We start from the raw sequence: 14,551 nt of genomic DNA on the forward strand, positions 1-14,551 counted from the left end.
GAATACAGATTTAAAATCTATTTATTCATTTAATTTTTTAATTAATCAACTATTTCAATTATATTCACGGACAACAAATTATAAATATCTTTCAACCAATCAAACATGAATAAAATTTACTACCTGCTATTTTTTTTAATGGTTTTTATTTCTTGTAGTAAGGACAAGGACAGTGAGGAAATTAACACCCCTGAAATAACTCCAAAAGTAGAGGGGAGGCAAGCATTTCAAATTGATTTTGCAGCTAACAACTCAAAAAGTCAATCCAACAAAACATCCGACAATCCCAAATCTGGGTTTGCATTAATTAGTATTATTGATACTAATGGTGACGCAGTTCTTACCAGGGAAAAAGTTGAAGTTTTTAAGCAAGATGATAAATATATAACGGATGAAATAATACTTACAGCAGGAACTTATAGCTTAACGGAGTTTATTTTAACTGATGCTAATAATGTAGTGGTTGCTATGGTTCCCAAGGCTAATGCTCCTTTATCTAAGTTAACCCAAAATACATTACCATTTAGTTTTAATGTAAAAGAGGAAGAACTAGCTATTACATCTACAGAAAACATCAGTGCAGATGGTTATACTGCGGTAGATTTTGGGTATAAAAGTTTAGATTTAAGTTTCCCTGACACTACAGATTTCTTTAGCTTAATTGTTGATGAATCGACCTTAATTACCACAAAAACTATTGTTATTGAATCGATTACAAACTCAAGCTATGAAATTGATTGGGGAGATGGAACTACGGATGAATATTTTTCTGATTTAAGTAATACTTTAGAAGAAAGTGAACAAAATCATACCTATGAAACAAAAGGTGTCTACACTATAAATATAAGCGGTCCACTGGAAACCATTCAAGAATTAAATTTTTATAGTAATGATCAGGAAAATGATTATCAGAGTAATTTAATTTCCGCAGACATAAGTAAGTTAAGTTTACTCAATTCCTGTCTATTTTATGCTGGTAAACTCACAACATTAAACACCTCGAAGAATACTGCTTTAGAGCAATTAACATTAGGGTACAATCAAATAACAAATTTAAATTTTGAAAATAATCTTGAATTAAAAAATGTAATCCTAAGATATAATCAGTTATCTAATGTTGATATTTCAAAAAATTCAAAGTTAGAACTTTTATGGTTGACTGGAAATCAAATTTCGGGTATAAATCTTTTTAATAATACCAATTTGGAAGTATTGTCGATTCGAGAAAATCAACTCAACAATTTAGATCTGTCAAAAAATTTAAGTCTAAAAAGGGTTGACTTATCTGATAACAAATTAAAACAGATAGATGTTTCAAACAATACAAATTTAAAAGAAATAAACGTTGGAAGAAATTTACTTACAAACATTGATCTTTCAAAGAACACTAATCTCATACGTGTTGATTTATATGGAAATCAAATAGCAAACATTGATTTCTCTTTAAATACTAAATTAAAGAATATCTATATAGATGATAACCTATTGGAGGATATAGATTTGTCTAAAAACCCAGAAATTGATCGTTTAATTATTGAGAATAATAATCTTACTGCATTAGATATTACAAATAATCCTAAAATATTTGATCTTGAGATTGGTGGAAACCAATTTAATAGCACCCAAATAGATGAGTTAATATCTCTTGTTTATGATCGAGCAGTTTTGAATTCAATTTTTGATGGTTATATCAACTTTAAAAACAATCCAGGTTCTGATGACATAGATGTCACTACTACTGAAAAAATAAATGATTTAATGACTACATATAATTGGTCTTTCAATAATAACTAATTGTTTAATTCATTATTTTAAAATGTTAGCAACAGAATGATGTTGACATTGATAAACAGGCAATAGTCGTAAAACGGCTGTTACATAAATACTGTCGATATGGATCTAAAGGCGCCATATTGTACTTGCGTTATGTAACTTTGCTTTGGGAAAAAAAGCGTCTTTTTATCTTTAACTTCTGAAAAGTTTTCCCTCCCTAACTTTCTTTAAAATGTAATGGAACACTCTTTGCATGGAGTGGCAGTAGGAGTGGAAGGCAATGTTTGTGGAATGGGGTGTTTCGCTTAACTTTTGATATTATTTGCCATAATTATGACTGTTGGAATCCTTCCTTTCAATATATACTTCAAGTAGATGAAAAATAAAAAGTTCAAAATATTGTTTCTAAGTCTTGCAATTGTGCTTGGTTGTGAACAAAGAATTATGCCTGAAAAATCTGGATTTAGAATAGCAAAAGATTATACCGATTTTGCTCATGAAATGGAAAACAATGACACTTTGAATATTGGAGTAAATTTATCAATGTGTATGTGGGAAGAATTTGATCGAATTGAAATTACAAAGATGAATGATAGTGTATATCTACAAATTAAGGAAAAACTTGTGATGAATGATGCGCCTACTCGTTTTCCAAAAGTTCTCTATGAATTGAAAAACGATACATTGAATTTGGAAAGAATGATGTCTGATTTTGACATTAATTATACAGAAAAAATAAGTAGCCCATTTTTTATCATTACTAATCCGAAAGAGAAAGACACAATTTTATTAAGATCAATCGGACTTGGTACTCTTGGGGTGAAGATAGACCGCTATTTAAGATTAATGTCTGAATTGTATCCCAAAGAAATGGAGAAACGCAGAATAAAATATTTTGGCCCTCCAGAATTGATTGAAGAAATTATGGAAACAGAATAGAATTTATAATTTCCTAATATCCCATTTAGTCAGCCCTGTAAGTTCCTTTATAGCATCAGTATCATACCCCTTATCCTTCATTTTTTTTGCAATTTCGATACTATTGTTTTTAACAGCCTGTTCCTTTTCAAATTCGGTCTTCCATTTTCTTGCTTCGGCTTTTTCCTTGTCAAGGATTTCATATTTCCCTGTCTTTTTCAGTTGGCTCATAATGCCTGCATTAGCAAAACTGTAATATTTATCCTCGGAAATGACCAGGTGATCGACAACTTCAATTTTAATCAGTTCCCCGGTTTTCATCATCCGGTCGGTTAAGTCCAGATCTGCTTGGGAAGGCTCGGTTTTGCCTCTTGGATGATTGTGTACCAGGATCATTTTTATAGCCATTTTATAGATAGCCATTCTGAATATCTCCGGCGGGTTGACCATAACACGGTTGACCGCCCCCAAGACTGACCAATTCTATAAAAAGGATTTTATTCTTGTTATCTAACCCGGCTACCCAAAAATGCTCCTTTTCGCCTGATCTTGTTCCCACGCTTACTTGTTTGGGGTTATAGTGGTTTCTCGATTAAATAAGCCTGCCATTCCTAACTATTGACAATAAATATTCAGATTCTTTTAAAGTAGGAGCATTAATTGATCATATACAATTCAAAAAGGCCAAAGAGGAGCCATTGCTCAAGCATTTATTGATAGTTTTCCAATTGCGATGTTCTTTTTATTGCCAATTTTTGCCTTGTTGCTCAAATTGTTTTTCTACAAAGGGCGACCATACGTTTGGCATTTGGTGTTTAGCTTCTACTTTTTCTGCTTCGGATTTGCACTATTATCTATTGATTACCTGCTAAGCTTTGTAATCAATATCCCGTCGTGGATTGATTTCCTTCTGTTTTTAGCCTTCTTTGTGTATTTGATTTTGCAGTAAAGCGATTCTACAAACAAAGCTACTTGGTGAGTGGGATGAAAAGTGGTGCGGTCAGTATCCTGTTTTTATTAGTAGTGCTACCCGTTACTTTGGCTATAATGGGGATTACCGCCTTTTTCTTTTATTAAACTCATTTAGCCTTTGGAGTTTGGTTGCTTGGAATTTGTGATTTGAAGATTGAAACTTTACCTCAGCAAACTAAAATGCCCCTTGACCACCCGTAAACTACCGTTGAGCCTTACCAAATCCGCTTTAAACCAATAATCGGTGGCGGGGAGGGGCGTACCGTTAAGTGTGCCGTCCCAACCGGGGTCTTCGGGACTAAAGCTTTTAAGGAGTTTCCCATAGCGGTCAAAAACATGGACAACAGATTGCCGGGTGTAAACACTGCCAAAGCCTTCCAGGTTCCAGAGATCGTTATAAGAATCGTTATTCGGACTAAAAAACTTCGGATAGCCGAGTACGGAAACTGGAAGTGATGATATCCCACAGCCGTTTTTATCCCTTACAAACAAAATGTGTTCGCCAACAGCAACATTGCTAAAAACAGGATCATCTTTATAAGGACCGAATTGAGAATCCAGAGCAAATTCATAATCACCACTGCCCAGATTACTGGGGTCTATGGAAATGCTGTTGTTGTTTGAAGCATCTACAACCGTAATATCATCTATGGTTAGTTCAGCTACTGATGATGCTGTAACCGTTATACTTTGTGATCGCGAACAACCCTCATCAGAAGTAGCTTCAACCGTATAAACTCCGGCAGCTTCTACTAAAACAGTGCTTTGTGTGCCGATAACCACACCGTTGGGATTTGTCCATTCATAAGTGTAATTTCCATCGGGATTCAATACTGCTATGGTCACGGGCGGTCCATTCAGGCAATAGATTACCGGTTCGGTTACATCAAACTCCGGCAATGGGTGAACCGTTAAGGTCAAATGCTCTCCAATCCCATAACAATCCCCGTTGTCTTCACTTTCCACGCGAACAACCAAGGTTTCAGTAAAAGGAGTTTCGTTGGTATAACTTTGGGTATTACTGATTTCGTCCTGTTCCAAATGGGCATCATTCAGAGTGTGGTAATAATGCACACTGAGGTTTTGTCCGCCGGGAAATTGATCTAAAATCTCCTGCGAAGCTTCAGTCAGGTCAAAAACATTCCTTCCATCGGCATCGTCATCACAAGTTGGTAATGGCACCATAAAACCAGCCAGAAATGAAGTGGTAGACACTTCCAATTGAATTTCGCCTACTTCATAACAACCCATATCAGTTTCCACCCTAGCGTAAACTGTACCGGCCGTAGCATTGTTAAAAATGGGATCAAGGGCATTTTCAGCCTGATTGGCGTCCGCTTGTGAAAGGTAATAGGTAAAGGCAAAGTCTTCAGGGGTATCTGTGATATAGGCATTGGCTTCCGCGAGGTTAAAATCAGTAAAACCATCTGCCGTCCCGTCTTCATCACAATTCCTAAAGACAATGGAAGTATCGATAACAGGCAGGGGATAAATGGTTGCCGTTACCTGTACTTTTTCACCATCCGCACAGCCGTTGTATGACGCCATGGCATAATAAGTAGTTGTTTCGGTAATAACAGGAGTAGTAAAAGTTATTCCGCTAGCTATGGGTGTGCCATTTTCATCATCAAACCACCACACCTCACCCATCGAAGCTTCGGCTTCCAGGGTTACGCTACCATTTCCGCAGTAAAATGCTTCTGTAGTATTTTCAATTTGTGGCGTGAGTATGGTCGTATTCGCTGAAAGGTCTACTTGAGGATCCCCGGGCATTCCGCCGTATTCCACGATATAGCCTTTAGGATGGTAAGGCCCCGGTGGATCGCCTGCAACCCTCAAATCGTTCCATGCACCTCTTATCCCAATTGAAGGGTCTGTAATATGCGCATAATCTTCACCACCATTAGCATCATTAGGTTCGTTATGGTTCCATTTGGCATAATTAGGCGAAGTACCATTGGATGTACCATTCCAAAAAACAGTACCAGCTTCTGGGCCGGTAACCCATTCCCAAACCCCTTCGGTTGCGGCATCACTACCGCCAATCCATCCAGCACCTGCTGCTTGTTCGCCCGAAAGCTGGGCTTCTTCCTCAGACATAATAGTGGCCAAATAGCCCTGCAAACCGAAATAGTCAAGATTTTCGGCAGCAGCTCTGGCTTCCGTCCAGCTAATGCCCAGATCGGGGATGTATTGATAATAATGCCCGGTAGAAGGCAAATAGTTGGCATCACCAATGGTAAAAGACAGTGATTTTTCAGGAGTAACACTTAAAGTACTACTTTCAAAAACCACATCATGTACAGCGTCAATTAAATCACTATAACTTATATTGGCTCCTCCAACACCTCTTAGTGTAAGTTTACCTTGAACGGCATCCCAATCTGGGTTAACATTAGGGTGGTTTCCGGTTAGTGAGAGTGTATCAAAACCATTTTGGTAACCGGTTGAGATTTGTATATGAAGAGCGTCGATACTGTTTTCGTCGGGATGATTGATGCTGAAAGAGTCCACTATAGACATTTGGGTCAACGGACAATAAATTGAATTGTTTTCAGCCTCTATCACAGGTGGTGTGTCTTGTGTAAAGCCTTTTAGTATGAATAAAAAAACGGTGGTGTAGGTAAAGCAAGTTTTCAGCATAAAATTTTAAAAAGATTAAATATAAGTCATAAAATTGAGAATTTTGATGTTTTTAATAGTTAACCTATTATCAGGAAGCATACACTGAATCAACCCCAAAAACCTTAAACTTTAAATTTCAACTTTTGATTTTTCTCTGCCAACTGCTTACTGAGGCTCCCAACGGAATCACCTAAACGACTTCTTAATCCTGTCGAGGTTGCGTTTGTTGTCACGATCTTTGATGGTTTCACGTTTGTCGTATAGTTTTTTACCCTTGGCAAGGGCGATCTGCATTTTTGCCAATCCTTTGTCGTTAACAAACAACCGTAGCGGAACAATGGTAAAACCGGTGGATTTTACCTTTTTGTGAAGTTTTCTCAGTTCCTGTTTGTTAAGGAGGAGTTTACGTTCGCTTTTTGGTTTGTGGTTAAAATGTGTGGCATGCGTATATTCTTCAACGGTCATATTGATCACAAAGAGTTCTCCTTTTTCGTTGAATTCACAAAAACTTTCAGCAATGGAAGCCCTGCCTTGCCTAATGGACTTTATTTCCGTCCCCGCCAAAACGATTCCCGCAACATAGGTATCTATGATCTCATATTCAAAGCGAGCCTTCTTATTCTTTATGTTGATGTTTTTTTGCATAGAGGACAAAATTAACAACATTTATCGAATTGGCATCTTCAAGCCCACTATTTTATATTGGCCTAAAACAATATCTTTGTAATAAATAGTTAAGCTGTCTTTAAAATGAAACGAACTCTGATCTTCTGCAAGCATATTTGTGTACTTACGATGTTAGCCTGTTTGTTTGTAACTTCCTGTCAAAAAACTGAAAATTCGACTACTATAATAAATAAGACCATTGAAGTTTCAGGTGGGAATAATTTCAACAAAAAAGAGATATCTTTTGATTTTAGGGATAGGAGCTACCGTTCGGTAAGAGAAGATGGACGGTTTGAACTGGCTCGAATCACTAAAGATTCTGTTACTACGGCTGATATTGTTACAAACGATAGCTTTTTAAGGACGGTAAATGGTAAAAAAATAAAAGTGGCCGATTCTATGACGGTTAAATATAGAAACAGTGTGAATGCTGTGCATTATTTTGCTTATTTACCATATGGTTTGGATGGAAATGCTGTTAACAAAGAGTTATTGGATATTATCACTATTAATAATAAGGAGTATTTCAAGATTAAGGTCTGGTTTGATCAACAGGGTGGAGGTGAAGACTATGAGGATATTTATGTGTATTGGGTGAATACAGATTCTTATCAAGTAGATTATCTTGCTTATAAATATTATAGTGATGGCGGTGGACTCCGTTTCAGGGAGGCATATAATCATAGGACGATCAATGGGATCGATTTTGTAGATTATAACAATTTTAAACCGAAAGATAGATCTACACCATTATTTCAATTGGATAACCTGTTTGAAATTGGAGAACTTCAACAGGTTTCTGTCATCGAACTTAAAAACATAGAAGTAAAAGACTGCTCTGGTTGCGATTTTTGGGCTGACTAATTCTTATGGTAGGTATGATTTTTTAAATTTCAACCCTTGAGGGTTCTAAACCCTCAAGGGTTGATCTAATCTTCCAGTTTTTTCCTTAATCCCCTCATTTTCTTGATTTTTTCTCATTTTACATGCTTTTTTACAGTTAATAGTCACTAAATCAATTATTTAAGCTCATTTTTTATTCATTTTAAAATAAAAAACAAAGAATCTTCTTTAAAAAAATTGTGCATTTCATCGAAAAAATAGGGTTTTTAACGATTATTATTTTTTGTTTGATATATTTGTTATAAGCGAAATTCAAAAAAAAGACATGATATGAATTTTGAAGTTCGTTTAAAATAGGTTTAAAACAAGTACCCAAATTTTAAAACCGACTACCTATGAAAAAAATAGCTACTACTCTCGGAATTATTTTTTCACTGTTTGCTTTAAACAGTTATGGTCAGAACATCAATGCTCCTCAACTTAAGTTTGAGTATGCTTGTCTAAACGAATCTTTCAATTCGTATGAAGCCAATTTTTCATTTACGGATGCTCTTTTTAACTCCGACAATACTTTTTATATAGAATTGTCTGATAAAAATGGAAACTTTGACAATCCAACGGTACTTAAATCTGTTACTACAGAAAACTATTCCTATGAATTTACAGAAGAATTTTCCTTCCCTGAATCTGTTGCCGGGGAAAATTATAAGATAAGATTGCGATCCACTTCTCCTGCGATGGTAGGTGAGTCAACCGCTGCTTTTGATGCCTTCTTTGTTCCTAATGTGGCCCTGGTGCTTAATAATTATGATGATGTGAGCTTGTGTGGTAATTCTAGTGCAATATTGAAGTTGAACGATGATGTCGCAGCAGAATATGTGTGGTATAAAGACGGAGCCCTGCATACTGTTACCACTGAAAATCAGCTTGAAGTGACTGAGCCGGGCGATTATTATGCAGAGCCTTATTATGGAAACTGTACCGGACAAATTTATTCCAACTTGGTGATCGTGACAGAAGGGGAGAGTTTTGATATTTCAATCCTTGGAAACAAAAGTATAGAAGCGTGTTCTGATACCTCAGTGGTTTTAGAAGCTTCAATCGACAATGAAAACTATGTATACACTTGGTATAAAGATGATGTGAAAATAGAAGGTTTGTCCGGCTATGCTCCACAATTGACATTGGATGCTGAAACCAATAACTACGGAAGCTATATGTTGGAAGTGACCAACGAAAACGGATGTACTTCAGCTTCAAGTCCGGTAAGTATAGAACAAAACAAATCTACTGTAGTTGAAGCAGCTTCGCCATTAAATGCTGTTATTATTGGTGATAACACAGCAACGTTAGCTATAGAAACCAATGACACGACAGCTGATATCAATTGGTATAAAGACGGAATCTTGATTGAAGAAGCATATAATGAGTTGAGCATAGTTGTAAACGACGAAGGAACATATTATGCTGAAGTAGCTTCAGCTTCGACTTGTGATGGTGTTGTAGAATCATCGACTTTCAATGTTTATGAACCTGTATCTTTTACTGCGGAAATCAATACTCAAAATCAATACAAATCTTGTGATTCCCAATCCGTTGTTATCGAGTTGTCTGCTTTAAAAGGAACACTTTCCAATGATGATGTGATCACTATAGACGAAGGGTTTTTCCATAATTTTGATATGAAATGGATAAAAGACGGTAAGTTTACAGCCATGACTGATGCATCGTTATCACTTGATTATACCGATAACGGAACATACCAGTTGGAACTTACTTATGAAGATCAAACCTTTACTTCAAATGAATATGAGGTGGTATTGGGACTTCCACAAATGAGTGTAAACATCAGCGAACCAATGTCTTGTGTTGACGCTCAGGCACAATTGTCTGCCACCAAGATCGAAGGTGCTGTATATACATGGTACCACAACGGGGAAATGGTAGCTTCAGGTAGCGGAAATACTTTTACAGCGAGTGAAACAGGTTCGTATGAGGTAGAAGTAAGCTATGGCGGATGCTCTACAATTTCTGAAGCGGTTACTATTGAACAAGACACAGAAGGACTTATCTCAGTATATCCGGGAGAAGAAATAACCATAACACAGGACAGGACAGTAGAAGCCAACGCCACAGGTGGTGACCGTTATGAGTGGATCGACGCCAGCGGAACTGTGGTAAGCACTACTTCACTAATGTCATTTACTGATGAAGGTACTTATTCCTTGATTGCTTATATTGGTGAATGTACTGTTGAAAAAACCATTGAAGTGGTTTCCAATAATGTGGTAGCCGTTCCAAACATTATCAGTCCGAATAACGATTCCATCAACGATAAATGGACCTTGCCTGCAAAATATGTCAACGATCCGGATACCGAAGTTGTTATTCGTGATTCTTATGGGTCAACTATTTTAAAAACAAACAAATACGACAACAATTGGCCTAATGCTTCAACGAAAACGAGTGCAGAAACAGCCGTTTACTATTACTTTATCAACAAAAAAGGTGAGGATATTAAAAAAGGTTCTATTACCTTAGTTAACTAAAATCTATTATCTTAGTGCGCTAAAACTTAAACTAACCCCAAATCCAGTTTAGTTAACTATGCCTAAAAAACACCTACTTACTGTTGGCTTACTACTCGTGTTTTACATGTCGTTTTCTCAAGTAGAAAACTCCAATCCTGTTGTGATAGACTGGAGACAGCACAACCTGACCAAATACAATAAATTCTTGGTCAATCCCACCTATAGTTATGTCAAAAACGATTCCAAAGCCGTTAGTTTTTGGAGTCGTGTGCAATGGACAGGCGTTGAGAATTCCCCACAGACCTATTTGTTGAGTTATTCGGGAAAAGTAGGGGAGAACAGCGGAGCTGGTTTGGGACTTTATCAGCAAAACCTAGGATTGCTGGTCGATTCCGGTTTGTTGCTGAACTACGCTTACGGGGTAAATTTTACAGAAGATGTAGTGTTAACGGTAGGAATAAACACCACACTTTTCAGACGTGGGTTGAACAAAAATGCAGTTAATTCAGCTGAATCAGATCCTGCGATCCTGGAAAACCAAGACGATTTTCTGTTCCTCGCCATGCCCGGGATCAATCTTTCCATTGGAAGTGTAGATATGGGGATTTATGCTGAAAACATCTTCGATTATAACTTTAACGATGCCAATACAGTGACCGATTTTTCAGATAAGATCTTTTCGGGGCAATTGGGATATACCAAAGCCTTTGATCGTTCCATAGGTTTTATGGAGGATGCCCGATGGCGAACCCTCGTATATGGAAAGACCCTGCCCAACGAAGATTTTCAATACGGATTCAATTCCTTGATCGATCTTCCGTACACCGGGTGGTTTCAGGCAGGATACAACAATATTTTTGGAATTTCAGGTGGATTGGGAGTGAGAATAGGAGAGGGAATCAGTATTGGGATCAATTATGAAATGGGTACCAGTAAGACGAACAGAGCCTTTGGTAGCACCTACGAAGCGATTGCTTCCATTGAGTTAGGTCCGAGAAAAATGCGTAAAAACAAAAATCTGTTAGATCAAGGAGGGAATGTAAAACCGAGCAGGAATGTTGATGACGAAGATTTTGTTTCTTCCGAAGATATAAAACGTAAAAGGGAAGAGGCTGCCAATAGAATGCTGAATGAAAAACCCGGCAAAAATGATGAAGACGACGCGACTTCCAAATATGCTGTTTATGGTGGAGACAAGGAAACAGAAAGTAAATCACCTAATGAAATAAATAAAAATACTACGGTTGAAGAAGGTCAAGAAGAAGTGACAGGAGATGAAGAAGCAGTAGCTGAAAATACTGAAAAAGCTAATGCATCAGAAGAAAACGATGATGTACAGGAAAACATTCTCACAAAGATGGATAGTACCGCAATCACAGAAGCTGAAGCGTCAAAAATTGAAGACCAATACCAACAATACCTCAAGAAAGCCGATTCTGTTGCCAAGGTGATGACAGAAAAAGGGATAGACACTACGGCAGTAACAACGAATGTTTTTGGAGCAAATACCAGCTATAGGACCATGAATAGCATGCCGGGAGTTGAAAAAGGCTTCTATTTGGTGGTCAATGTGTTTGCTGAAAAAGGATATTTCAACGCTTTTGTAGACGATCTAAGGTCACGCGGATTCGAACCTAAGTTCTTCCTAAATCCGGAAAATAACTATTACTACGTCTACTTACACAAAACAGATCGGTACGCACCTATAAAAAATTTACAGCGAAATAATGTAAACAACACCTATTTTGCTGATAAGTGGGTGTTGTGGGTGAAATAAAAAAAGGGGCTCCTCGTGAGCCTGCCTTTGTCGGCAGACAAGCTTGCCCAGAAGTAGTTGATTCAAAATCCCGGATTTTTTTATTTGGATTTGTTAGTAGGCTTCATATTGGAACCCTCTAAAACTTTAATCATTTTAAACGATTTTAAAAGATGGAACAATCCTGGTAAAATAATAACTCCTCCAATTATCAATGAAATTCCCAACACATCAATTACCTTATCCGGTGCTACATTTTCTAAAAGGCTTATTTCGTTTGTTTTGGTAATAAGAACATAGGGAAAATGAGCCACCATTGCCGCAGCGATAATTAAAATAACTTGCAATCCTGCAAAAAACCTGCTTAGTATTTTACGACCATTTTTGATATTGATTCGAAGCGGGATGAGTAAAAGTCCAGAAATTATTATTAAAGTTATGCTGTATGGATTTTGAATAAAGTCTATTATAAAAATATGCTCGTTAAAATAGCCATAAAGGATAAGGAAGAAGCCTGATAGAACAACTACAGAAGTTGCAATACGTGATTTTCTTATGTAAATTTTTTCGTGTTCTTCATCAGCTTCACCTATTAACAAGGTTGCGGAGAGGAAAGCGCATAAGGCAGTAAAGAAAATCCCGGTAAGCAACGAGAAGATAGTAAGCCATGAGTCGATGTATACTTCAGCAAAAGAGAATTGTTCTATATTTTCAGGAGCGATGATGTTACCACTGATTACCGCTCCGAAGGTCATTCCCAAAAGTAAAGGGGTAAACACACTCGAAAACCGGAATAAACCATTGTAAAGCTTCTGTGATTGGTCTATAACGGCGTCATAGTGCCTGAATATAAAAGAAACACCTCTTAAGGTAATACCAACAAGAATTAATGTAAGAGGTATATGTAGACTTATCACAATAATATTAAAATATACCGGAAAGGCTACCCACAATACTACCAAGACAATAATGATCCAGATATGATTGGCTTCCCAAATGGGACCCATAACCCTGTAAATTGTTTTTTTGGTGATGTTTTGATTTTCTTTAGATGAAAACAATTCTACGATACCTGCACCATAATCTGCACCACCAAGCAAAACATAGAGAAAAAGTGAAAATGCTAAAAAGAACAGTACTACATATATCATGACGATGTGTTTGTTTTGTTAAGAACTCTTATTTGTCGTTGCATTAACCAGGTTACTACCAAAGCCAATACAGAATAAAGGATGAGGTACATATAAAAGCTATAGATCATACCCGGCATGGGGGTAACGGCATCCTTTGTTCTCATGATATTGTATATAATCCAGGGTTGCCTCCCGACTTCGGTAACTACCCATCCGGCTTCGAGTGCCATAAACCCAACGGGAGCCATAAGCACAAAAAGCAACCAGAATTTTTGTTTACTGAGCCAGTTCTTCTTCTTGTAACTTAAAAAGAATAGTAATCCAGCCAATACCAATAACATGCCAAGGCCTACCATAATTTGAAACGCATAATGGGTAATGGCTACCGGGGGGTGGTTTTCCTTTGGAAAATCGTTTAAACCTTTAACTTCAGCATTAAAATCGCCAAAGGATAAAAAGGACAGGGCTTTTGGTATTGAAATTTTGTATTTTACCTCTTGGGTGTCTTCGTTTACAATACCACCTATGTAAAGCGGCGCCCCTTTTTCGGTATGGTAATGGGCTTCCATGGCAGCTAGTTTAACTGGTTGTCTTTTGGCGATATCTTTGGCAGAAATATCACCGCTTACAGGTTGTAACAAAGCTGCAATAGCACCAAAAGTTACGGCAATCTTAAAGGCTTTTTTATGGAGCTCTACATTCCTTTTTTTATAGATCTGATAGGCATGTATGCCACCAACAGCAAAACCGGTAGCCGTAAAAGCTGCTAAAGTCATATGCAATGCCTGCGAAAACCAGGCAGGATTGAACAAAGCTGCTATGGGATCAATATTTAAAAATTCACCATTAACATAATCGAACCCTGATGGAGCATTCATCCAACCGTTGGCTGAGAGTACCAAAATACCTGATGCCACTCCTGATAAACCTATGATAATCCCCGTAATCCAGTGAAAACGCTCATTAAGTTTGTTCCATCCATAAAGATAGAATCCCAGTGCGATTGCTTCAACAAAAAAAGCTGTTCCTTCTAACGAAAAGGGCATTCCGATAATAGGACCGGCATGTTTCATGAATTCGGGCCACAACAACCCCAATTCAAAAGAGAGCGCAGTACCTGAAACAGCCCCGGTTACAAAAAAGATAGCGACCCCTTTTTGCCAGGACTTTGTTAAGGTTAAATAAATTTTATTACGGGTTTTAAGCCATTTATAGTGAGAGACCACCATAAAAAAAGGCATCACCATCCCAATACAAGCAAAAATAATGTGAAAGGCTAGGGTAAAGGCCATTTGGAGTCTCGCAGCGTCAAGATTTTCCATAGTAAATATTGA

11 protein-coding genes are annotated in these 14,551 nt (G+C 37.2%); 5 read left to right on the forward strand and 6 right to left on the reverse strand.

The annotated features are described in order from the left end of the window. Positions 1-105 precede the first annotated feature (105 nt). Entirely contained in the window at positions 106-1,794 is a 1,689-nt protein-coding gene (locus OOZ15_RS17965; RefSeq protein ID WP_265957834.1) for a leucine-rich repeat domain-containing protein, read from the forward strand. 354 nt (positions 1,795-2,148) lie between these two features. After that, the gene (locus OOZ15_RS17970; RefSeq protein WP_265957835.1) at positions 2,149-2,712 is read left to right on the forward strand and encodes a hypothetical protein; all 564 of its coding nucleotides are present in this window, start codon (positions 2,149-2,151) and stop codon (positions 2,710-2,712) included. 3 nt (positions 2,713-2,715) lie between these two features. On the opposite strand, the gene OOZ15_RS17975 is transcribed toward OOZ15_RS17970, so the two are convergent. The 4 genes from OOZ15_RS17975 to smpB form a co-directional block, all read right to left on the reverse strand. Further along, entirely contained in the window at positions 2,716-3,114 is a 399-nt protein-coding gene (locus OOZ15_RS17975) for a JAB domain-containing protein (protein WP_265957836.1), read from the reverse strand. Then, positions 3,101-3,250, reverse strand: coding sequence for an MPN domain-containing protein (locus OOZ15_RS17980; RefSeq protein ID WP_265957837.1), 150 nt, complete (start codon positions 3,248-3,250; stop codon positions 3,101-3,103). The genes OOZ15_RS17975 and OOZ15_RS17980 overlap by 14 nt, the downstream gene beginning before the upstream one ends. A gap of 575 nt (positions 3,251-3,825) precedes the next feature. Further along, positions 3,826-6,306 carry a T9SS type B sorting domain-containing protein gene (locus tag OOZ15_RS17985; protein ID WP_265957838.1) on the reverse strand — a complete coding sequence of 827 codons (2,481 nt, stop codon included), beginning with the start codon at positions 6,304-6,306 and terminating at the stop codon, positions 3,826-3,828. Positions 6,307-6,474: 168 nt separating this feature from the next. After that, the gene (gene smpB, locus OOZ15_RS17990) at positions 6,475-6,933 is read right to left on the reverse strand and encodes an SsrA-binding protein SmpB (RefSeq protein ID WP_265957839.1); all 459 of its coding nucleotides are present in this window, start codon (positions 6,931-6,933) and stop codon (positions 6,475-6,477) included. Between the two features lie 105 nt (positions 6,934-7,038). Here smpB and OOZ15_RS17995 point away from each other — a divergent pair, with 105 nt between their 5' ends. The 3 genes from OOZ15_RS17995 to OOZ15_RS18005 all read left to right on the forward strand — a co-directional run bounded on the left by OOZ15_RS17995 (position 7,039) and on the right by OOZ15_RS18005 (position 12,105). Beyond that, a complete protein-coding gene (locus OOZ15_RS17995; protein WP_265957840.1) occupies positions 7,039-7,818 on the forward strand; it encodes a DUF6503 family protein in 780 nt (259 codons plus the stop codon). Positions 7,819-8,192: 374 nt separating this feature from the next. After that, a complete protein-coding gene (locus OOZ15_RS18000) occupies positions 8,193-10,346 on the forward strand; it encodes a T9SS type B sorting domain-containing protein (RefSeq protein ID WP_265957841.1) in 2,154 nt (717 codons plus the stop codon). 58 nt (positions 10,347-10,404) lie between these two features. After that, positions 10,405-12,105: a PorP/SprF family type IX secretion system membrane protein gene (locus OOZ15_RS18005; RefSeq protein WP_265957842.1), complete on the forward strand. Its 1,701-nt coding sequence runs from the start codon at positions 10,405-10,407 to the stop codon at positions 12,103-12,105. An 80-nt stretch (positions 12,106-12,185) separates the two neighbouring features. Here OOZ15_RS18005 and OOZ15_RS18010 read toward each other — a convergent pair whose 3' ends face one another. Continuing rightward, positions 12,186-13,235, reverse strand: a complete 1,050-nt coding sequence (locus tag OOZ15_RS18010; protein WP_265957843.1) for a cytochrome d ubiquinol oxidase subunit II — start codon at positions 13,233-13,235, stop codon at positions 12,186-12,188. Then, on the reverse strand, positions 13,232-14,539 hold the full coding sequence (locus OOZ15_RS18015) for a cytochrome ubiquinol oxidase subunit I (protein ID WP_265957844.1): 1,308 nt from the start codon (positions 14,537-14,539) through the stop codon (positions 13,232-13,234). Before OOZ15_RS18015 ends, OOZ15_RS18010 begins: the two co-directional genes overlap by 4 nt. Positions 14,540-14,551: the final 12 nt, after the last annotated feature.

This window comes from Galbibacter kalidii (assembly GCF_026241135.1).
In the GTDB taxonomy this organism is placed as follows: Bacteria; Bacteroidota; Bacteroidia; order Flavobacteriales; family Flavobacteriaceae; genus Galbibacter.